We start from the raw sequence: 20,278 nt of genomic DNA on the forward strand, positions 1-20,278 counted from the left end.
GAAGATCAGGCCGGGGGCGAACTGAATCCGAGCGTCGCAGCGCACGATGCGGACCATCTCGCTCAGCGCTGTGACGTTTCGGCTTAACTCGAGGAGGTTGCTCGCGGCCGCCATGAAGAAATTCATCAATCTCTGAAAGCTTGGTGATTTTTATCACTGACGTTTTCGGACCTGGGGTGGACACTTCAGACGGGCCTGATTCAGGCCTCCCGCTTAGCCAACCGCTTCACAGGACGGTAACATGTCGCTTCGAATCAACGACGTCGCGCCCAATTTCACCGCGCACACCACGCGGGGCATCATTGATTTCCATGCCTGCATTGGAGACCAATGGACCATCTTGTTCTCACACCCCAAGGATTTCACACCAGTCTGCATCACTGAACTGGGCTGCATGGCCAGGATCGAACCGGCCGAGCAATCGTTCCCCGGCTTCAAGACGATCGAGCCGTTACCTGCGTACCATCCGGCAGCTGGGTCAAACCCTCGCACGGCGGCCCGTGAGGTTTGCCGTGCCATCTTTAGCTGAGAGGTCCGCGATGCTCTTTCGCCAGCTATTCGACCCCGCATCTTCCACCTATACCTATCTTCTCGGCGACACCGAAAGCGGTGAGGCGCTGCTGATCGACCCTGTGTATGACCAGGTGCCGCGAGGGGGGATGCCGGCAAGGCCGCGCGCCGCTAGCGCGAGCAGGAAGGTTTGACTGTACATGCCGAAGTCCGATACCACCGGCCGCTGTCGCCGACAGCGGGCATGAAGAGGAACCCGGCATGCGGCGCGTTGAAGAATTGGAGATTCTTCATGGTGGCGGTCCGCCGGAGCTGTTCGGCGTCAGCCGCGCGTTCTGACGCCTATAAGTAAATAGCGGGTCAGCTGCTTGCCGGTTTTTCTGCTTGTTGCTGGGCCCGTTCGCATTTTGTGACGACGGTCGCGCCCGAAATCGCGGTGCTGACAGGTCTAAAAAACGCGGAGATGGATTGCGCTAGCGCCTCGGCGGCGCGTGTCAGATTGCCCAAGTACTGCGGGAAAACGAGCCATAGATCGAGCGACAGCGCGAAGTCGCTGACATCCACCACGCTTAGCTTATCGCGCCATGCGCTCGTATGTGGCATGTCGAGCGGCACGAGGCCTAGACCGAGGCCGGCAGCGACGAGCCGCAACTTCGTATTGGTTGCGTAGGTATCGGCACTCACCCGCAAGCGCCCGCCGGCGTCACCTATTGCACGCACGAGGGCCGCTCGGTAACCGCATCCGTCGGGACTAAGTATCCAGTCGTGGCCCGCGAGCGACCTGATTGTTGCCTTACGTTTAACGAGCGGCCTCACCGCGCTTTGCATGACCTTCACTTCGAACGTAGCGACCTGACGGGCGATCAGTTCGTCCGGCAGAGATGCGCGCGGCGGGAGCATCAACACCGCCACGTCCAGCGAGCCGCTTTCCACCATGCGCTGCAGCTCCAAACTCCACTGGGCATGCGACCTCACCACGAGCGCCGGGAATTGCTCTTTCATGACCATCACCGCATCGAACAGCACGACGTCCGCCACCACGTGCGGCAAACCGAGGCGCAACGTCCCGGACGGCGTGGCATCCTCGCGCGCGAGATCGAGCAAATGTTCGAACGCTCGCAACAGCGGCACCGCCTGCTCATAGACCCTGTTCGCGAGGGCGGTCGGTCGCGGGGGTTTCGTGTTGCGGTCGAATAGCTCGACGCCCGGCAGTTCCTCAAGCCGCTGGATGCGCTTGGAAATCGCGGATTGCGTCACAAATAGCGTGTCGACCGCGCGGGTCAGTGACGCCTCGTTGATCACACGACGACCCACGCGGTCGATGCTAGCGAACATGTTGTGGTACGTAAGGCCATTGCGCGTGGGCACTTCATGAGCTGGTTTGCCAACCTTGCCCCCTGCCTGGTGGCGATGGAAGCGTGCAGCGCTGCGCGCTATTGGGCTCGCAAGCTCCACGGTCTCGGGCACGGCGTGCGGCTGATTCCCCCGCAATTCGCCGCTCCTTACCGCAAAGGTGGCTCTGGCGTCAAAAATGACGCCCACGATGCTGAAGCGATCTGCGAGGCAGCCAGCCGCCCACACATGCGCTTCGTGCCGGTCAAGACCGTGTTGAGGACGGCAGTAACGAACTCGCCGGTATGGCCCGCCAGGCGCTAATGCATGGCTGGGCCCAATGGCAGGCGCCGGATGAGCAAATCGGCTGGCTAGACCGCCAGATCACCGAACACGCCAGTCACGATCAACAGGCGCAGCGCTGTATGGCCATGTGTGGCGTCGGCCGAATTACCGCATCTGCCGTCGTAGCGACCGTGGTCAACCCATGAATTGACTTCCCAGTCGCAGCACGCATCACGCATCACGCATCACGCAGGGATAGCGACAGGTCCGACCGACAGCGGGCGAATTCGGGCAGCTATCAGGCGCTACAGTTCCTGTATCCGCCGTCGCCGGAATGGAGTCCCGCTGTGCGGTTACTATCCGGGCTCGGGCGCACAAACCACAGCGCCCAAGCAGGCAGTTTATAGGTTTGCAGTCTGGCTCGCCTGCCCTCGTGCTTCCGCGCACGCGCCGGCAACACAGGATTCGACATATGCCCTATTAACCCAGCTTGCAAGAAATGGGAGCTCCTTATAGATAGCTGCGCAGCTGGTCGGCGACGATCCTGCGCGGCCCGTCGCGACACGCGGCGAGTACCTGTTTGAAGAAACGCTTCGCGGCAGCCTTGTCGCGACGCTTCTGCAGCAAGATGTCGAGCTCGGCCCCGTGCTGATCGACGGCGCGCCACAGCACGATTGGCTCGCCTCGCTTTATCGCAAACACTTCGTCGAGGTGCCACGTGCTGCCTGGCTTGCGGCGAGCTGCCTTGACGCGATGCGCGAAGCCCGCGCCAAATTTGTCGCACTAGCGGCGGATCGTCTCGTAGCTGACGATCACGCCGCGCTTGAACAGCAGTTCTTCAATTTCGCGCAGGCCGAGCTGGAACCGGAAGTACCACCGGACTGCGTGGCTGATGATCACCGCCGGGAACCGGTGGCCGTGATAAAGCGATTTCGTTTTCTTCATCGCGCTATGCTACGCGACAACCCCGCCAACGTGACAGTACCACTGCTGGCGATAGCCTTCAGAAACGATGCACGATACCCACACCTGCCGCGAACATGCTGCGCGACGACGAAGGCGTCGTCTGGAAGCCGTCGCCGATCGTTGCCGTTGCGTTGATGACCTGGCTGCCGCCATTGTTGCCCAGCGTCTTGCCGTTTGCGCGCTGATAGGCCTGCAATGCGTAGAGGCCCGTGCGCTTGGACAGCGCGTAGTACTCGGACAGGTTGAACTGCTGATACTGGGCGCTGCTCGTGATGCCGTTCGCTTTCGTCGCGCGCGTGTAGCTGTAGCCCGCCGCGAAGTCCCATGCCTTCGCCTTCCAGTGCAGCACGATGCCGCCCGTGTTGAAGATTGCCGTATCGGTGAACGACGAGCCGATGCCCGGGATGTACTGGACGTTCGAGTACGTCGCGGTGATGTCGAAGCCTCCGCCGATCTGGTAGCCCGCGCCCACTGCGAAGCGCTGCTGCGCCTGCGCCGTGCGGTAGCCGTTGGTCACGGCCGACACACCGGCCTGCCCGCCCGCGTTCGACGTCGTCGAATCCGCGCCGAATGTGCCGCCGCCGAGCGTCGAGTTGTTGATCCGCGAGAAGCCGATCGCGAGACCGATCGGACCGTTCTGGTACTGGACCGCCGTGCTCCACGTCGAACCGCGGTTCACGCTGCCCGCGACGCCGCCGAACGAGTACGAGCCGCTGACCTTGAAGCCATACAGCGACGGCGACATGTACTCGATCGCGCTGTTCGCGCGGTAGATCGTGTCGAGGCCGTCGAGGTCGCCTGGGTGCGCGCCGTAGAAGCCCGTCAGCCACGTGGCAGGGCTATACGGCGACAGGAACTGGTAATACGAGGCGTACTGCCGGCCCGCCGTGAGCGAACCGTAAGTCGGGTTCGTCACGCCGACGAACGCCTGGCGGTTGAACGCGAGACCCGATGTCGACTGGGCGCCCGTTGCGCTGTTGAAGCCCTCTTCCAGCTGGAAGATCGCCTTCGTGTGACCGCCGAGGTCTTCGGCGCCCTTCAGGCCGAAGCGGCTGCCTGCCCACACACCGTTGATCATCTTGACGGCCGAGTGGCCGCCCGAAGTTGAGCCGAGCGACGTCTGGCTGCTCTGATAGCCGAAGCCAGTATCGACATTACCGTACAAGGTCACGCTGCTCTGACCAAATACCGGCATTGCCAGCAACGTCGCGGGAACGGCGCACGCCAGTTTCAATCTTTTTTCGAATCTTTTCATATGCACTCCTTATTGTCTTGTCATCGTGGAAAAATCTCGATACCCAATGCTTCTGCGGCACCTCACGGCGATGTGCAGTCGCTCGCCAAGACATGCAGACGTTCGGCGCAGCTCTCTAACACCTGCTCTCTGGCGTTATCTTCCACCAGTGATCCCTCGAGAAGATCTCAACCTCGATCATGCCGCTGTAGCCGGCGTTCTCGATCAGGCATCGGATACTCTTCAGGTCGATCACACCATCGCCCATTTCGTTGCGAACAACATCGCTGCGACACTGATCGACATCAGCTTTTGCATTTTGATATTCATGTAAGTCTCCGTGCACCGGTCAAACCCGCGGTTTGGTCCAACACTAGTTGCCTCCTTTTCGCATTTGCCACCCTTACCCCAATCAACGTCTGGTCATCACGACCCAAGGCAGGAGCCGTATGCGGTAATGCCGCACGTGCTGATCTGTGGAGCGAGTGCGGGCTGACTGGCATCCCTACTCCTACAAATTTTTGCCGAGTGCTTTAAAACAAATGGAGGATGCGTATATTGGCGCGGAATTCTTCCTTGAAACCATTCCTGACATGTGCGTCCCGACCTAACATGCCGATGATTTGAGTCTTCGGCCCGACGAAGAACGAACTGCCCACCGCGAACTTGGTGGTGGATTGACGGTCGTTCTGATTAATGCCGTTCACGTTGGTTTCACCGCCTGTAACATAAGAGGCCAGAAGGCGCAGATCAGCAGTTGGGGACAGGTGATAACGCAGAAACGCTTGTGCCTGGAATAAAGGCTTCTGCTTGAGCGTGGCGCTCGTCGCACCAAAATCATTGTTGTTGCCGAACACCATGACGTCGCCCACCAGATCCAAGGAGAAGTTTTCGCCGAGACGACGAACGTGGGCAACCTGAAGGTCGTACTTCCAACGATTCTCCCCAAGATTCAGAGCCTTGTCGTGATCGTAGGAACCGGACGGGAGAAAAAGGTACGGCGTGATACCGGTGTAGACCTTGCTGGCCGGATCGTTTTGAACCCAGAAAGTGGCAGCCAGGATGATGTCGCCGATACCATTGGTGCTACCAAGTGACCCCGCCAGGTCACCCTTGGCAGCTAGCCGGCCAAACGGAATCAGAATCTGCGGATCAGCGGTCATACCGCCAATTTCGGTGAAATGTACCCCGCGGAGGATGCCGACATCGGAGTCCAGATCGTTGTTACCGGCAATTTTGTTGCCGCCAGAGTAAAGAGCATTACGAGAAGCGTGCTGGAGATATAGCAGACCAACGTTGGTTCCTGGAGGCGCCGCCTCATAGTCACCAGCATCAATGTCAATAGCGCGAGCAGGCATGGCAGCAAACAGCGCGAAACAGGCGAGGATAGCCGCAAGCGGCTTGAGTATAGATTTGATTTTCATTTGACAAAACTGTGGATGAAATCGGGGCGAGACCGTACCGAAGATTTTCATTACCTTGAAATGACACGCCCTGTCTTGGCTTGGCAGCCATTGCCGTTACTTCTTAAACATGTAGGTCTTGCTGTTGCAGAAACCTTCTGATCCACCACGACCGTTTTCAACACCCATTCCGGAAAGCTTTGTGGCCCTATCAACCAATTCTCCGTCAATGCTCAACTGATGTTTATGCTCCAGCCGGTGCTTAACCACACCTTCTTGCGAAGTCGCATTCATTTTTATAGGTATCCTTATTAATACGTTTCTATAACCCACAATGCAATTGATGATCACCTAAGTTGAGGAGAATCACGCAAGATCCGCCTGATCCATAACGCCATAGGTTTTTCACCGACGTTCTAAAAACGGCCTTTCGACAACCTGTTATGCCTCTGCAATAGGAGAAGCCATTAGCCGAGTTGCAAATTGGGTCTTAGTTAAACCTAGCAGCGTTCCAACGATCAACGAAACCGGAACAACAATGATCACGTTCTCAAAGCTGGCTGAGGTAATGATCTCCATCGAGAACTTTCCAGGTGTTTGCGCCAGGTAAGCGTCGCAAAGCTGTAGAACGTAGCGGGGTAACCTTCAAAAGAGAGATACTAGAGGCCAAGATCATCACCGGGGTGAAGACTGCAACAACGGCGGCGGCCAACGGTAACTTCAAAGGAATACTTTGGCTGACGACGATCAATGCAACAGGCCATGCCATGAAAGCGCCAAATACTAGACCGCAGATTGTCGAAGGCAAAACCTTCAAATCGCCGCCGGAATGCAGGAAGCCAGCCCAGCCATTGAATGCGCACCAAATCAATAACCCAGGAAATTGCAGGAAGCCCCAAGCCGTAATGGAAGCGACGACTGCGTCGGAAAGCGCATAAGCATAGATAGGCAACTTGATTGTCTCCAGAATTCACGCTCCCGCGCGTGCATTTCTCTTCCGCACGGTCACACGTGCTTTTCGCCTGAGTATATGGTCGGCGTTCTATTGCGAGGAAAGATGACTCTTTACTACCCGGTATAGCGTCGATCTATGTCAGGGTTTACAAAGAGGTGATTCACCCATTGAAGCCGACGTCGGAGATGCAAAATGTAGTATCGTTAGAGCAGTTCAGCCGCGTCCAGCGGCTTGCGCCCTGGGTGTCGCGCTCGGCGTGGTTTCGGCGGCGGCAAAAGCGGTTGTATGAGTGACCACAGTTCGTCATCAAGTATCGGTTTAGCCATATCCTCCTCGTCAACGAAACAACGAAGAGGTTAACAGAGTCAGATCAGAGTTAAGAGCCCTATCGACTCATTTCGTTAGATCTTCTTAATGATCCGCGCGTGGCGCCCGATCCAGCTCACCCGCTCGGTGCGCGGCCCGCACGCCACGCACCGTACCCGGCGCAGACGCACCCGCAGCCAGACCGCGTCGCCCAGGATCGGCAGGTCGCGGATCGTGCGCCAGCCGTGCTCGTGCACGCGCTCGCTACTTGAGCCGCAGCCCGAGCAGTACGCTGCCTGTTTCTCATGGGGAACCAGGGTAATGCGCGTCGCGCCGGGCTCGCGCTGGCTTTTCGCGACGGTGAAGCCTTCCCAGAACGGGAGTTCGAACTTATGATCGGCCATGAAAGCGGTGGTGGTCGGGAGAAGCTGATTGGTCGCACAACCAGTCTATCCCTTCTGTCACCACTTTCCTTTTGACCTCGCCTTCCCGCGAATCCGTGAGGAACCTTTTTTTCTATTGGCTTCTAGCTAGTATTGTCGGACGTCGACTCAGCCGCAGGCTGGCGAAGCGTAATCCCCTCCCATTCGCCAGCACCTCGAAGTTCGGCGATGAGTTCAATCATGATCGACCGAACGACTTGCGTTGCCGCAACCGTGGGCACTGAGTTGTTCCAGCACAAACTCACCGGACGATTCATACCAGGGTCGACAATCTTTCTGATTGGCGGTCGTTTGTAGAAGTGCCGACGCGCAAATGCCGATGCAGGAAGCACCGTGCATGCGACGCCCGACTCGGCAATAGCGAGCATCGTGGGTAGGGAATCGATGTCCGCGACGATATTTAGGTCAATGTCGGCCCTGGAAAACGTGCGCTCGATGAGCAGCCGCAGACCGTTTGCAGGGCCCGGAACGACCATTGGTACGTTGCCGAGAAATTGGAGTGGGCAAAGTGCATCATCAGCACCGAGGTTTGGTACACGATGCCCGACAACATAGAGGTCTTCGTCAAAGAGCGGATGGACCGATACACCGAGGCTCTCAGTATCGCGGAACAGGATGGCGAGGTCGAGGCGGCCTTGAGCAAGGAGCTCGGCGATGTAGCCGCTCATGCTCTCGAAAATCTGCAACCGGATGCCAGGGTACTTCCGACGAACCCGCTGGAACAGCGGTGTCGCAAGGACAGACGCGATGGTAGCCGGAAATCCCATGACAACCGTTCCGGACTCGCTTCCACCACCTTCCTGCACTTCTTGACGGATTTGGTCCATCCGGCGAAGGACATCGCGAGACAGCCTGTAAAGTGCCTTGCCAGCTTCTGTCGGCGCCACGCCCTGCGGACTTCTGATAAGCAACTGTGCCTTCAGTTCAGATTCGAGGTTCAGTATCTGCTGGCTCAGAGAAGGCTGTGCCACGAACAGCCTTTCGGCGGCCTTTGAAAGGCTGCCTGAGTCCACGATGGTCACAAAATATTTCAATTGGCGGACATCCATTTGACATTCCTAAGTCGGTATCGACGGATTTATGGATGTAGGGTACCCCTCTATCCCACCTAGCTATGTATTGGGTCTTGCGGGTACGAGCGGAAATGGCTCACGAGCGCGTAAGTTATCGGCTGCGAGCGCTATCAGCCTGTTGATAGGTGGCACGGAGCCGAACGGCGCTGTCCCTACGAACGGGCTTATCGAAAAGTGCCGAGGCGGTTCTGTAAGTCCGTGCCGCCAGGCGCACCTTCCGACGGCAGCGCCATAGCTATCGGAGCGTATCAGCATCAACGCCTTGTCCGAATTTGGTATAGCGCTAACGGGAGACGACCTTCTCTTGTTAGGCGCGTTGTTGACCCCCCGCTTTGAAACCGATGCAAGCGGGACGTTGCTTCGGCCAATCGGCAAGGGATCTTTCGTTAGCGACCAAGGATGCGCGTGCGGAATGCGGAAGAGTCTGCCCGTTGAGTGATTCGTTCGTAACGATATAAATTTCGTATCACATAGATACGAAATTGCCGAGCGCGAACGCCGCATGCGCGGCTTTCATGATCCCAGGCTCACCCAGGCGTTCGCTTTCAGCTCCGGTCCGATCCGGCAGCACTTCGCGTCACCTCGACATCGAATGAATGCCGGTAGTCACCGGACAGCCTTGATCCATCGCTTAGCAGCCTGGCGCCAGTGGACGATCCACCAATCGCCCACCCGCAGTACTCGATTAAGATTCCTTACCTTATGAAAACACTCTACCTTTCTCCGCCAACTTGACAAAGCCGTACAAATACCGATTGTCTCCATCTGGCATAGACTCAACCTATGCCCTTTCGGCGCGAGCGCTCGGCTATGCCTGGGCGAGGATGATTTCAGCGGCTCGCCAGCCGATCATGATGGCAGGAGCGTTCGTATTGCCTGTCGTGATGTTGGGCATGATGGACGCGTCGACGACGCGCAATCCTTGCACTCCATGAACGCGTAACGCCGGGTCAACTACCGCAGTTTCGTCGGTTCCCATCTTGCACGTGCTGGTCGGATGAAAAAAGGTCGAGCATGACTGCCGCAGGAACTGATGCATGTCATCTCGCGATTTCACACGGGGACCTGGCAACAGTTCCCCCTTGCGGATGTCCGAAAACGCATTACCCGCACCGATTTCCCGTGCAAGTTCCGTCGCGTGCATAAATGCGTCGACATCGGACTTTGTCGAAAGGTAGTTGGGGTTGATGATAGGTCGGTCGCGGAAGTCACCCGACTTCAATGCAATCGTTCCGCGCGAGGTTGGTTGCATCACACCGCTCAGAATCGAGTACCCGTTTTTTGCCTTCACGTTCAGCTCAGGGGTGGAGAACGGGAGGCTGACGTACAACGTGTTGATGTTCGGCGTAGGCTGCTTCGAGTCCGTACGTGCCCACATGTAAACTTCGGAATGGTTGTAGTGCGATACCGGAACCGGCTCCTTCGCCTCATAGTTCACGCCAGCCCCGAGAATGTGGTCCTGCAGGTTCTGTCCAACTCCAGGCAACGCGACCTTCGGCGTGATACCGACACGCTTGAGGTCCTGCTCCGGACCGATTCCTGACAGCAACAGAAGCTTGGGAGATTCGATGCTGCCTGCGGAGACAACAACTTCCCTGTTCGCACGAATCACCGTTGGTTGGCCATTGTGCAAGTATTTGACGCCGACGCACCGCGTGCCCTCCATGACGAGCTGCGTTGCCGGCGCGTCCGTCAGCACGGTCAGATTCTTGCGAGCCATTGCAGGTTTCAGAAATGCCAGTCCTGTCGATTGACGCGTGCCGCCGCTGATAGTCATATTGACCCAAGCTGGCCCCTCCATCCGTTCGCCGTTGAAGTCCGGATTCGCCGGATGCCCGAGGTCGACGGCCGACTGAATGAAAGCTGCTGCCCCCGGATGTCGCAATCCGGGCGCGGGCTGAGTGACACGAAGCGGACCGCCCGCGCCACGCAACTCGCTTGCCCCACCCTCCCAATCCTCGAGCGCCTTGTACGCTTTCAGCACGGAAGCGAAATCCCAACCGGTGCAGCCGGCCGCTGCCCAGGAATCAAAGTCGTGACGATGCCCACGGGCGAAAATCATCGCGTTGACGTCGCTGTTGCCGCCCAAGGCGTATGCGCGCGGCCAGTCGATAACCCGCCTGTTTGCATGCGCCTGATGCGTGGTCGGAAAATGTTTTACGAAGGACAACCCAAGCGTCTTGGTCCAAAAGAGGGGGTTCTGAATTTCTGGCAACTGGTCGGTGCCACCCGCCTCCAGCACGAGGACAGTAGCGTCCGAGAGTTGTGCCAGTTTCGCGGCGACCGTGGCACCGGACGACCCTGCGCCCAGGACAATATAGTCGAAACCACCTGTCGGAGCAGGGACGTCTTTCGTCGAATTCGCGAACACGTCGTTCGAGAACACGAGGGACAACGAGTTCGCCAAGCCAACCGATATCCCAGCGGCGGCCATGCGCGAAAGAAACTCGCGACGGCCAATCTTGCGCGCTTTATATGCGTGCACGGCTTCAGCGTCCTTGTACTGGTTTCCCGAATCCATTTCAGTCTCCTCTTTATTGCTTTATCTGATACGGCTGCTGGCAGGTAAGCAGTCAACCGGATGGTCGCCGCGTAACTCGCGCGCGACAGGTCGCCCCGTGGCATTGCGCCACGGTGAGTTAAGGGGTCGACCATGCAGCCATCGCCCCTCTTCTGTTAGGTGTTTGAAGAGCCGTCTAGGTTAGAAGCGGAACCTGGCATCGACGACTACTTTTTCAGCATGAGTGTCTTGGTGTTCGTGAACTCGCACAGACCCTCATGTCCGTTCTCGACGCCCATGCCGGATTGTTTGTGACCGCCGAACGGGATGTCGATGCCGTGAATATGGATTTCATTCACCCAGACAGTCCCAGTTTCGAGCCGGTTAGCGACTGCGATCGCCGCATCGCGGTCGCCGCCCCAGACAGAGCCACCAAGGCCAAATGGACTTGCGTTGGCACGTCGCACAACGTCGTCGACATCATCGAACGCGATGATTGGCAGGATAGGCCCAAAGGGTTCTTCCTGAACAATCCGGCTCGATTCCGGCGGATTGTCAACGATGGTCACAGGGACGAAGTTCCCTGCAAGGGTGCGGTCGATGGTGCCGCCCAGGGGTACCCGGTAGTCGTTGTTCTTCACATCGTCGAACAGCTCGACCAGCTTGTTGTACTGCATGCGGTTCTGGATGGGACCAAGGTCGGTACCGACATTCATGCCGTCGCCCACCTTCTTCGTTTTCGCATATGCGACGAATTCACGAACGAAGTCAGCGTGAATACTGGAATGAACGTAGAGGCGCTTGACCGCGATACACCACTGGCCCGAGTTACCGAAGGCTGCCCAGAAGAGCGTTGGAACAATCGACTTGTAGTCGGTGTCTGCTAGCACGATGGCGGCGTCGTTGCCACCGAGTTCGAGTGTCACGCGCTTCAGATTGCTTGAGCCACTCGCCATGACCTTCTTGCCCGTGGCGGTGGACCCTGTAAAGCTGATTTTTGCAATGTCCGGGTGCTCGGTCATGATTTGACCCAGTTCATTTCCACCCGAAACGACGTTCAAGACGCCCGCCGGCAGGACCCTCTGCGCAATTTCGCCGAAGCGCAGCGACGTCAGCGGCGTGTACGGTGACGGCTTCAGCACCATCGTGTTGCCGGTAATCAGACACGGCGCGACCTTCCAAAGGCCCAACAGAACCGGATAGTTCCATGGCGTGATTGCGCCCACTACGCCGAGGGGTGTGTGGTGAACTTCAACAGTGTGCTGCTCCGTATCCTCGAGTACTTCCACCGGAATCTTGCGCTTCGCTACTTCGCGAACCCAATATATGGAAGCTTCGACCTCGCTAGTTGCCATGGTATGGCGCGGCTTCCCCTGCTCCAGCGTCAGAAGTGTAATGAGGTCTTCCTTGTTCGCTTCGAGCGCGTCAGCATAACGCGTGATGTACTCGCAGCGCTTGCCCCAGCTCAGCGCAGCCCACGAGGGAAACGCCTTCTTCGCGGCCTGGATAGCCGCTTCCATCTGCTCGGCAGAAGCCTCGGGGGCATGCGCGAGCACCGTATTGTCAGCAGGGTTAAACACGTCAAAAGTGTTTGGTGCGCTCAACAGTTCACCGTTGATTGTGAGCATGTAAGGCTTGCTAAAGTAGAGCTTGACGCCTTCGATTGCGGCTTGAGATGTCGGCATTGGTTACGTCCTTGAGTTTCTCGGCGAACGCTTCCGCCGTGCCAAGCTTGTATGCCATGCTGCCCGGCTAGCCGGCTCGCACGATGTCCAGCACGTCGTGGAATCCACCCGCCTCTGGTAAATGTCTCCAACTTTTTCATAGTGGGCGGCCACATGCAGAGCAACGTGACAGCCTTTGAAATGAGTATATGTGTGGCCTGCATGCAAACGGAAAGACGATTGGTCACTACCGGGTATAAGCGCGCGCTATAACGCATCGGCTTATACACAATTCCCGGTGCTACCGCCGGCGCGTAACGCCTGCAAAGTCTTGGCAGCAACATGAACCTCTTTGAGCCCGAGCCAGATGGCTTTCGCGCCGGGCTCGCCGTCGCCTTTGCGGCCGAGTAAACCGCCCAGGCGCGCGTGCAAGCGCAGCACGTCGTTGAGCTTAGACTTGGCGGGCCGCTTGACGTCAGTGAGCAAATACGCGCCGCGAACCTCATCGGCATCGAAGAACAATTCGGCATCCAGATCGGGGCAGCTGCGGCCCATGCGCACCACATAAGCGATGCGCCAAGCCACCACCAGAAACAGCGCCAGGGCACACTCAAGCCGCTTGATCCTGCGCAAATGCAGCGCAGATTCATCTGGAAAAGCGCGAGCAACTGCTTCAGACGATGATCGCGGGGCTGATAAGTCCCATTTCCGCGGCGACCTCGAGCACCATATCCAGAATGTGGTCGCCGTTGCGCAGATGATGATGAAACGACAGGGTGGCGCCATCGCGTACACGGGGGTGGATCAAGCTGGGCGCGAGTTTCTATCACAGTTCCCGGGCGGCATTCAGTCGCATCAAGTTGTAGATGACGGCGTCGGATAACGATTTTGGGGGCCGTCGTCGCAACGTTAGGACCGTTCCGGTATCCAGAAACGGCGCCGACTGCGACATTTCAAAATAATTCTGGCAAATGTATATAACTTTGGCGCTTACGATAGAAATTCGCGCTCAGCCTGCTCCACCCCCGGATATCGGGCATCGAAAAAGAGTTGCCGCCTACAAAACGCTCGATCAGCTAATCTTTCATTCAATACATCCATCAAGTCCGCACAACGGGCTTCTGCCTTTTTCTGAGAGTCCAGGGTACGGTCGTCACGTCCTACTGGCATAAAGCACCGAGAAGCTCCTCAGAAACTACGGACATAAATCGAGGAGCAGCCGCTTGGCCGTTTCCTCCACCGGAACGAAGCGCTGGGGCGTGAGCACACCACCGAGGAAGCTGTATGTTCCGCGCGGTGCTGCCCGTCCATCGAGTCTGCCCATTGTGGGCAGTTTCTAAGTCTGAGCAGCCCGAAGGCGCTTCCGCACTCGGGCCCGATGTGCTGCGGCTTTCGCTCGATTGCCGCAGACCGCCATGCTGCACCAACGCCGCGCATGGCTCTTGCTCAGGTCGTAGAACCACAAAGTGCAGTTCCCGCATCTGCGGACGAAAGTGAAGTCTTTATGGCAAACGAGGTCCCCCATCGCTTCCGTGATCGGCAGCAACAGCGCTTCGGGCGTCCTCCAGTGACGCCTGCGTTGCCAGCGTAATGTGCCGTGCCTGTCGCCCTCGGTCGCTTCCACGTCCGAGGGCGATGCCGGCGCGATCTGCCGATAGGACTCATCACGCCCAAGCAGCTGGTTGATTGGTGCCAGCTCGTTCAGAACCGCTGGATCGAGCGGCTTGCCAGCATGATCGCTGACGAACGCGCGGAACCACTCGCGTAACTGGCGTGCTTGGGATGCCACGGAATCAAGCGTGCGGAAGTCGGTGTCCTCGCGAAATTGCGCCACCACGCTTGCGGGCACGGCGTGAGCCTGTTCCAGCCAGGCGACGAGGTCGCTTCCGTTCGCGAGCCATTCGATCTCTTGCCCCCATGGCGCGGCGACGCTGTTGAGAAAATCGAGCGCAAGATCGTCGCCGATGAAAAAGGCTGTGGGCCGCTGCTCAGCCATCAAGGGTCTCCAAATCAACTTCCGGTCAGTTCCGGAGTTTCATCCAGCATAACCCGATAATTTCATATTGACAAGTTACCTAACCTCATTTAACGTTCTTAACAGGTTACTACACACGCGGCCACCAAGGAGATCGCAATAGCGCTCGCATTCCGCAGCGCTTAAAACCGCGTCTCCTAATCCGCAGCCCATCCCCAGAAGGAACCCAATTATGTCTAAGACGATTCTGATCACTGGCGCCAGCACCGGCTTCGGCCGCGACACGGCGGAAACCTTGGCTCGCGCCGGCCATACCGTGTTCGCCTCAATGCGAGATCCGCAAGGGAAGAACCGGCCTCACGCGGAGGCGCTCCGCAAACAGAGCATCGGCGTCGTCGAGCTCGATGTCAGCAACGATGCCTCGGTCGACCAGGGCCTGCAGGAGGTGCTGAAGCGCACGAAGCGTATCGACGTCCTCGTCAACAATGCCGGGATCGGGTCGGCCGGGGTCACCGAGGCCTTCACGTCTGAACAGGCGAAGATCGTGCTCGACACCAACGTTGTGGGCGTGCTGCGTACCGCCCGCGCGGTATTGACCGCGATGCGCGGACAAGGCGAGGGATTGATCGTCAACATTGGCTCGATCGTGGGCCGCGTGACGCTCCCCTGCTTCGGCATCTACGGCGCGAGCAAGTTCGCAGTTGAGGCACTTACCGACAGCCTCCGCTATGAGGTCTCGCAACTCGGCATCGATGTCGTCCTGGTGCAGCCCGGCGCCTATCCCACAGCGTTTTACGAGAACGTTCAGCAGCCCGCCGATACCGATCGGGTCGCGGCCTACGGGACGGTGGGAGAGATTCCAAGTGCCATTTTCAAGCACTTCATGACAACGTTCCAATCCCCCGACGCTCCCAATCCCCACGACGTCGCCGAGGCAATCGCCAAACTCGTGGCGCTGCCCAAGGGCAGCCGCCCTGCGCGCACCGTGGTCGGCGCGGCGTTCGGTTGTGATACCGTGAACGCGCAGACGGCGCTCGTGCAGGCAAGTGTCGTCGAGGCGCTCGGCTTAGGTCATCTCGCGAAAGTCGTCTGAGCAATCCATGCCGGATCGGCGGCGCCACCCTGCCGAGTTCGTCCCCGGGAAGTACGTGAAATTTCCGCGAGGCCTCGCCGAGTCAGCTATTGGGCACATCTACCTCGCGAGCGGAATCGACCCTCAGACGGGCGAGGGGCAAAACACCATTCTACGGTTCAGGGAGGACGGATCCTTAGTCACGACGTTCAATGTCGTCGATGCCGGTTTGAGCCCAACCGACACCGAGGTAGGACCGAACGGTGACCTGTTTTCCGGCAGCGAGTTTCCCTTCAATTCGCCTCACGCGATGGCGACGGTTAGAGAGTATGACGGGCGTACCGGCACGCTGAAGCGAGTTTTTGACGTCGGGGTGGATGCCGATGGGCGGCGGGTCAGGCAGAAGCCGCACGGCATCACGTTTGCCCCGACGGAGGCTTTTACTCGTCCGGACTGAACGGCGTGGTCCGTTACAGACCGGCGACGGGAAAGTTTGAAGGAGTTTTGATATCGAGCCCGGGAATTAATGCTCAGTCGCTGATCTTGATTCCCAAGATGCAATCGGCATGCGAGTCAACCGACTCTGAAACGCAAAAACTAACTTCATTTCGATCAATATTGGTCGGGTTTCTTAAACTTAGAGCAGGAGAGCATAAATGCAATCGTTGTTTGAAACCGCAACGTTCGGTGATCTGGAATCACCGAACCGGATTATCATGTCGCCGCTAACGCGCTGTCGGGCCGGACAGGGGGGAGTCCCCGTCCCAATGAACGCGAAGTACTACAAGCAACGAGCAAGCGCGGGTCTGATCATTACGGAGGCTACCAACATCAGCCCTCGGTCCTGCGCTTTCGAGTACGCGCCGGGGATCTGGACGGAAGAGCAGGTTGCCGGGTGGAGGGGCGTTACAGAAGCGGTTCACAAGGCTGGCGGACGCATGATCCTGCAGCTGTGGCACTGTGGCAGGGTAGGTGCAGACGGACTGCTTTCGGGAGAACAACCTCTTTCTCCTTCGGGCGTAAATGACGATCTCGATGCGTTACAGGTATACGGTCTGTTGAAAAACGGGAACTACGTGCGCATTGCGGCGACACCGTCTCGAGCCATGACGGAAGTCGAGATTCAGGAAACGATCGAGGAGTACCGTGTTGCGGCGAAAAATGCGATCGACGCTGGATTCGACGGCGTTGAGGTGCATGCTGCGAACGGCTATCTCCTGCACCAGTTCTTCTCGGCTACCACCAACATCCGAACGGACGATTACGGCGGTTCTCCGGAAAACCGAACCCGAATTCTCGGCGATGTCCTTGACGCCATCAGCACAGTCGTGCCAACGAGCAAGGTAGGCGTGCGCATTGCCCCGACGGCCGGATACAACAACGTCAGAGATCCGAATCCTTCGGAGACGTACAGCCACGTTTCGCGAATATTGCAGGAATTCGGCGTCGCGTACGCGCACATTTGCGATATCAATGCCTGGGCCGGGGCTCCGGACCTTCCTGAACTCCTTAAGATCGTGAAGCCGTATTATCACGGGCCGATCATCGCCAATGGCGGCATCACGCCGGAAGGCGCAAGCAAACTCGTGGACGATGGCGACGTTCATGCAGTCGCGTTTGGACGGATGTTTCTTGCAAACCCTGATCTGCCGGCCCGAATCGCACGTAGCGGCCCGTATAACGAAATGCGCGATGTCGGACTGTACGGGGGGGGCGAGCTGGGTTACACAGACTATCCCGGCTTGGAAGCTGGCGCTGCTTGAGCACGGTTCACGCGGTGCTGGGGTGGCAAACGGCGGCACCGCCGGGACGCTTCTTGTGGCGACTTGCACGGTCCCTGAGGGATATTGCAACAGAGGTCGCACAGTGTAGATGTGCCGGCGAGGAGACGTTCCAATCGCCCGACGCTCCAAATTCCAACGACGTCCCCGCCGCCCTCTCACTTCTGGATGACCAGGTCGAATGGACGGTGGCGGAGCGTTTTCCGTACTACAGCGGCGCCTGGAAGGGGCCGCAGGCTGTTCTGGATAACCTCCTCAAACCGCTTTCCGGCGACTGAGTCGGGTTTTCTGCTAAGGCGCACGAGTTCATCGCCGAGGGTGACCGCGTTGTTTCGCTTGAAACCTATTCCGGCAAGTTTAAGAAAACCGGGCGATCATTCTCGGCCGCCGTCGCCTGCGAATTCAACCGGTGGATGCAACACTCCTTCTGCTTACGCAGTCTTCAGTGTGTTGGATCCACCGGTTGAATCCGCAGTGTGCAAGCTGCCATGTCGCAAGCAGACGCCGTTTTCAATCAGAAATAAACTCGCAGGCCTGCACGGACTAACACGGCGTGATTTCTGGCGGCCGCCGTGACACCCGTGATGCTGGCAACAGCTTGCTGACCGCTCGAGTCGACACCGCTCGCTTTCTGATAGATGGCGAGGAGGTAGACGTCGGTGCGGTGGGAAAGACTGTAGTCGGCTCCCAGGGCGAACTGATGATATTTGGCCCCGGTATTCGCGACGCCCGGGAGCGAGCTCGAGACGCTGCTCCCCTTCGTGAAGTCGTAAGCTGCGCCAAGCAATAGAGCAGGCGTCAGCTGGTACCTCACGCTGAATTCCGCATTGTTGAAAACGGCACTTCCCGTGTAGCGAAGCGGATCGGGACCGGACGTTGCAGTATCGCCCAGTCCGATGAATTTCGTATTGGAATAAGTCGCGCCAAGCGCTGCGGCGCCGATCGTGTATGCGCCGCCCGCGGCGATCACCTGATAAGCGTGCGCCGAGGCGTAGCCTGAGAAGACCGGGTTCGTCGAGACGGCGAGGTTGTTAGCCGCGACGCCGCCGCCGTTAGGGTTATCGCCGAAGAAGGACACATTCGGGTTGCGCACGTTGAGGTACGCTAGCCCCAAGGAAACGGGTCCGCGTGTGTAGCCGATCCCGAGCGAATACACCTGGTTGCGCGTGAATTGCCCGGGCTGAGCGCCGAAGCTATAGACACCGCCAAACGTCAATCCGCGGTAATTCACGCTCGTGTACTTCAGAGCGTTGTTGGTCCGAACGGAGTTGTGGAGGTTGTCGAGGTCGCCGGGATGCGCGCCGCGATGGCTTGCCCATTGATCGGCTACGCCGAGCGGCCCGACGAAGTCCACGACACTGTCGTATTGGCGGCCCATCGTGAAAGAACCGTACGGCGTCGCTATACCCACATACGCCTGACGCCCAAACTCCGCCCCGCCCTGCGCAAGCCGGCCGCTATTCGCATCGAAGCCGTTTTCCAGTACGAAGATCGCCTTCAACCCTCCGCCGAGATCCTCGGCGCCCCGAAGACCCCATCGCGAACTTCGCAGGCCGCTTGATGCATCGAGTTGGACCAGCGATTTTCCTGTCCCTGGCGACACCCTGACATTGCTGACGTACTCGACGCCGTTGTCGATCAGCCCATACAGTGTCACGCTGCTTTGCGCATGCGCTGCTTCGTGCAAAGCCACGCCGATCGAGAGTACGACTAGCGATTTTCGCATTTGTGGTCTCCTTGACGTTTACTTATGTGGTTGACGGACAGGCGGTCGTGGCGCCGGTCGTCTTTGTTAAGAGTGCAAATTAAAATACCGTCCTCAAGACATGAATATCAGTCTTCGACTTCCGAAAGCACTCGGCCGTTGTTGAGTACGCCGGCCGGATCGAGCAGCGACTTGATGGCTCGCATCAGCTTGATATCCGCAGATCGTCGAGGCTGCCTGGCTGGCACGACACCGCCAAGCGGCCTCGTGACGTACCCGATCGCGAAAACGCTGAAAGTGCTGATCAGGCGTGTTCGTACTTTTTCGTGCTTTCTGGCGGTTTGATCCTAAAAATTCTTATCGATCAAGAAGTTACGCATCCCCCGATTGCGCGAAAGCCGTGGGGCCGCCGAGCCTTGCTGCAGGCGCTCCACATGCGACTACCGCTAGATTTTGCACGGTTCGAACGATTACCCCAAGGTGCGGCTGCGCTTGCGAGCGATACGTGCAGCTGCCAGCTGCGCATACACTGCGAGCCGCGACGGGTCCCTCGTCTCACGGTATGCGGTTGCCCGGTATCCCTTGCTCATTTGAATCTCCTTCATCAGTGGCGAAAAAACAATCGATGACGTATGTCCCTTTTGCGCGCTCAATCGGTCGACCTCGTCGATGCGCAGCAGCCTGCCCGCATTGGCGACGACGACGAACGTCCCAAGGTTATGCAGCAGCGCTACCCAAACGGCGCCGAGCGCGCCCATCGCTGCGATCGCGATCACGCCGACCGTCCAGCCAAGCCGCCGCGCGCATCCGTAACTCCCGCGATGGGCGGCTCGGAGCGGACGAAGAAGGCGACCGCGAGCGCCCCCGCCAGCGCGACGGCGCCGCTCAGCAAGAACGCGCTTTGGAACAGCTTCGTCCATTGGACGAGGAAGCCGGTGATTGCCGGCGCGAGAATGCCGGCGATATTCGAAACGAAGTGGACGAACCCACCGACGCTCCCCATCCGCGCCGGCTCGACGATATCGTTAATAATCCCCCAGTAGACACTTAGCGTCATATTCGCGAAGAACACCG

Annotated in this window: 20 protein-coding genes and 6 pseudogenes; 8 read left to right on the forward strand and 18 right to left on the reverse strand. The window is 58.3% G+C overall.

Going from position 1 to position 20,278, the window contains the following annotated elements; genetic code table 11:
* Positions 1–241: 241 nt before the first annotated feature.
* Both J3489_RS35305 and J3489_RS35310 read left to right on the forward strand, forming a co-directional pair.
* A pseudogene (locus J3489_RS35305) lies at positions 242–412 on the forward strand (redoxin domain-containing protein); the annotation flags it as partial.
* 127 nt (positions 413–539) lie between these two features.
* Positions 540–653: pseudogene (locus tag J3489_RS35310) on the forward strand (MBL fold metallo-hydrolase); the annotation flags it as partial.
* 217 nt (positions 654–870) lie between these two features.
* Here the strand turns inward: J3489_RS35310 and J3489_RS35315 are convergent.
* Entirely contained in the window at positions 871–1,845 is a 975-nt protein-coding gene (locus tag J3489_RS35315) for a LysR family transcriptional regulator (RefSeq protein ID WP_207005469.1), read from the reverse strand.
* Between J3489_RS35315 and J3489_RS38150 the strand changes: the two are divergent.
* A pseudogene (locus J3489_RS38150) lies at positions 1,822–2,115 on the forward strand (IS110 family transposase); the annotation flags it as partial. The gene J3489_RS35315 and the pseudogene J3489_RS38150 overlap by 24 nt on opposite strands.
* Positions 2,116–2,643: 528 nt before the next feature.
* Here the strand turns inward: J3489_RS38150 and J3489_RS35320 are convergent.
* A pseudogene (locus J3489_RS35320) lies at positions 2,644–3,072 on the reverse strand (IS6 family transposase); the annotation flags it as partial.
* A gap of 58 nt (positions 3,073–3,130) precedes the next feature.
* Complete coding sequence (locus J3489_RS35325) at positions 3,131–4,348, reverse strand: porin (RefSeq protein ID WP_207005449.1); 1,218 nt, start codon at positions 4,346–4,348, stop codon at positions 3,131–3,133.
* Positions 4,349–4,394: 46 nt separating this feature from the next.
* Here J3489_RS35325 and J3489_RS35330 point away from each other — a divergent pair, with 46 nt between their 5' ends.
* Positions 4,395–4,661 carry a hypothetical protein gene (locus J3489_RS35330; protein ID WP_207005451.1) on the forward strand — a complete coding sequence of 89 codons (267 nt, stop codon included), beginning with the start codon at positions 4,395–4,397 and terminating at the stop codon, positions 4,659–4,661.
* 199 nt (positions 4,662–4,860) lie between these two features.
* Here J3489_RS35330 and J3489_RS35335 read toward each other — a convergent pair whose 3' ends face one another.
* From J3489_RS35335 to J3489_RS35385, 11 genes and pseudogenes are all read right to left on the reverse strand, one after another.
* On the reverse strand, positions 4,861–5,751 hold the full coding sequence (locus tag J3489_RS35335; RefSeq protein ID WP_207005452.1) for a transporter: 891 nt from the start codon (positions 5,749–5,751) through the stop codon (positions 4,861–4,863).
* A 96-nt stretch (positions 5,752–5,847) separates the two neighbouring features.
* Positions 5,848–6,024, reverse strand: coding sequence for a hypothetical protein (locus tag J3489_RS35340; RefSeq protein WP_207005453.1), 177 nt, complete (start codon positions 6,022–6,024; stop codon positions 5,848–5,850).
* Positions 6,025–6,280: 256 nt separating this feature from the next.
* Positions 6,281–6,682, reverse strand: coding sequence for a DUF1097 domain-containing protein (locus tag J3489_RS35345; protein WP_207005454.1), 402 nt, complete (start codon positions 6,680–6,682; stop codon positions 6,281–6,283).
* 227 nt (positions 6,683–6,909) lie between these two features.
* A pseudogene (locus tag J3489_RS35350) lies at positions 6,910–7,011 on the reverse strand (IS5/IS1182 family transposase); the annotation flags it as partial.
* 75 nt (positions 7,012–7,086) lie between these two features.
* Positions 7,087–7,395, reverse strand: a complete 309-nt coding sequence (locus J3489_RS35355; RefSeq protein ID WP_207005455.1) for a transposase family protein — start codon at positions 7,393–7,395, stop codon at positions 7,087–7,089.
* A 122-nt stretch (positions 7,396–7,517) separates the two neighbouring features.
* Positions 7,518–8,483 carry a LysR substrate-binding domain-containing protein gene (locus J3489_RS35360; protein WP_207005456.1) on the reverse strand — a complete coding sequence of 322 codons (966 nt, stop codon included), beginning with the start codon at positions 8,481–8,483 and terminating at the stop codon, positions 7,518–7,520.
* Between the two features lie 832 nt (positions 8,484–9,315).
* Complete coding sequence (locus J3489_RS35365; protein WP_207005457.1) at positions 9,316–11,028, reverse strand: GMC family oxidoreductase; 1,713 nt, start codon at positions 11,026–11,028, stop codon at positions 9,316–9,318.
* Between the two features lie 206 nt (positions 11,029–11,234).
* Positions 11,235–12,692: an aldehyde dehydrogenase family protein gene (locus J3489_RS35370; RefSeq protein ID WP_207005458.1), complete on the reverse strand. Its 1,458-nt coding sequence runs from the start codon at positions 12,690–12,692 to the stop codon at positions 11,235–11,237.
* A gap of 261 nt (positions 12,693–12,953) precedes the next feature.
* Positions 12,954–13,313 (reverse strand): annotated as a pseudogene (locus J3489_RS35375) (IS4 family transposase); the annotation flags it as partial.
* 31 nt (positions 13,314–13,344) lie between these two features.
* Positions 13,345–13,479, reverse strand: a complete 135-nt coding sequence (locus J3489_RS35380) for a citrate lyase subunit alpha (protein ID WP_207005460.1) — start codon at positions 13,477–13,479, stop codon at positions 13,345–13,347.
* Positions 13,480–14,007: 528 nt separating this feature from the next.
* Positions 14,008–14,667 carry a CGNR zinc finger domain-containing protein gene (locus J3489_RS35385; protein WP_207005461.1) on the reverse strand — a complete coding sequence of 220 codons (660 nt, stop codon included), beginning with the start codon at positions 14,665–14,667 and terminating at the stop codon, positions 14,008–14,010.
* A gap of 211 nt (positions 14,668–14,878) precedes the next feature.
* On the opposite strand from J3489_RS35385, the gene J3489_RS35390 reads away from it, so the two are divergent.
* From J3489_RS35390 to J3489_RS35405, 4 genes are all read left to right on the forward strand, one after another.
* Positions 14,879–15,739: an SDR family oxidoreductase gene (locus tag J3489_RS35390; RefSeq protein ID WP_207005462.1), complete on the forward strand. Its 861-nt coding sequence runs from the start codon at positions 14,879–14,881 to the stop codon at positions 15,737–15,739.
* 55 nt (positions 15,740–15,794) lie between these two features.
* Positions 15,795–16,175, forward strand: a complete 381-nt coding sequence (locus tag J3489_RS35395) for an NHL repeat-containing protein (RefSeq protein ID WP_207005463.1) — start codon at positions 15,795–15,797, stop codon at positions 16,173–16,175.
* 199 nt (positions 16,176–16,374) lie between these two features.
* Positions 16,375–17,481 carry an alkene reductase gene (locus J3489_RS35400; protein ID WP_207005464.1) on the forward strand — a complete coding sequence of 369 codons (1,107 nt, stop codon included), beginning with the start codon at positions 16,375–16,377 and terminating at the stop codon, positions 17,479–17,481.
* Positions 17,478–17,777, forward strand: a complete 300-nt coding sequence (locus tag J3489_RS35405; RefSeq protein ID WP_207005465.1) for a hypothetical protein — start codon at positions 17,478–17,480, stop codon at positions 17,775–17,777. The genes J3489_RS35400 and J3489_RS35405 overlap by 4 nt, the downstream gene beginning before the upstream one ends.
* Before the next feature lie 236 nt (positions 17,778–18,013).
* On the opposite strand, the gene J3489_RS35410 is transcribed toward J3489_RS35405, so the two are convergent.
* The 4 genes from J3489_RS35410 to J3489_RS38155 all read right to left on the reverse strand — a co-directional run.
* A complete protein-coding gene (locus J3489_RS35410) occupies positions 18,014–19,225 on the reverse strand; it encodes a porin (RefSeq protein ID WP_207005466.1) in 1,212 nt (403 codons plus the stop codon).
* Between the two features lie 107 nt (positions 19,226–19,332).
* On the reverse strand, positions 19,333–19,452 hold the full coding sequence (locus J3489_RS39040; protein WP_207005467.1) for an FAD-linked oxidase C-terminal domain-containing protein: 120 nt from the start codon (positions 19,450–19,452) through the stop codon (positions 19,333–19,335).
* Positions 19,453–19,674: 222 nt separating this feature from the next.
* Complete coding sequence (locus J3489_RS35420; protein WP_207005470.1) at positions 19,675–19,962, reverse strand: hypothetical protein; 288 nt, start codon at positions 19,960–19,962, stop codon at positions 19,675–19,677.
* Positions 19,963–19,976: 14 nt separating this feature from the next.
* Positions 19,977–20,278: MFS transporter (locus tag J3489_RS38155; protein ID WP_374193520.1), on the reverse strand; the 302-nt coding region annotated here is incomplete at its 5' end.

This window comes from Trinickia mobilis, assembly GCF_017315705.1.
GTDB classification, from domain to species: domain Bacteria; phylum Pseudomonadota; class Gammaproteobacteria; order Burkholderiales; family Burkholderiaceae; genus Trinickia_A; species Trinickia_A mobilis.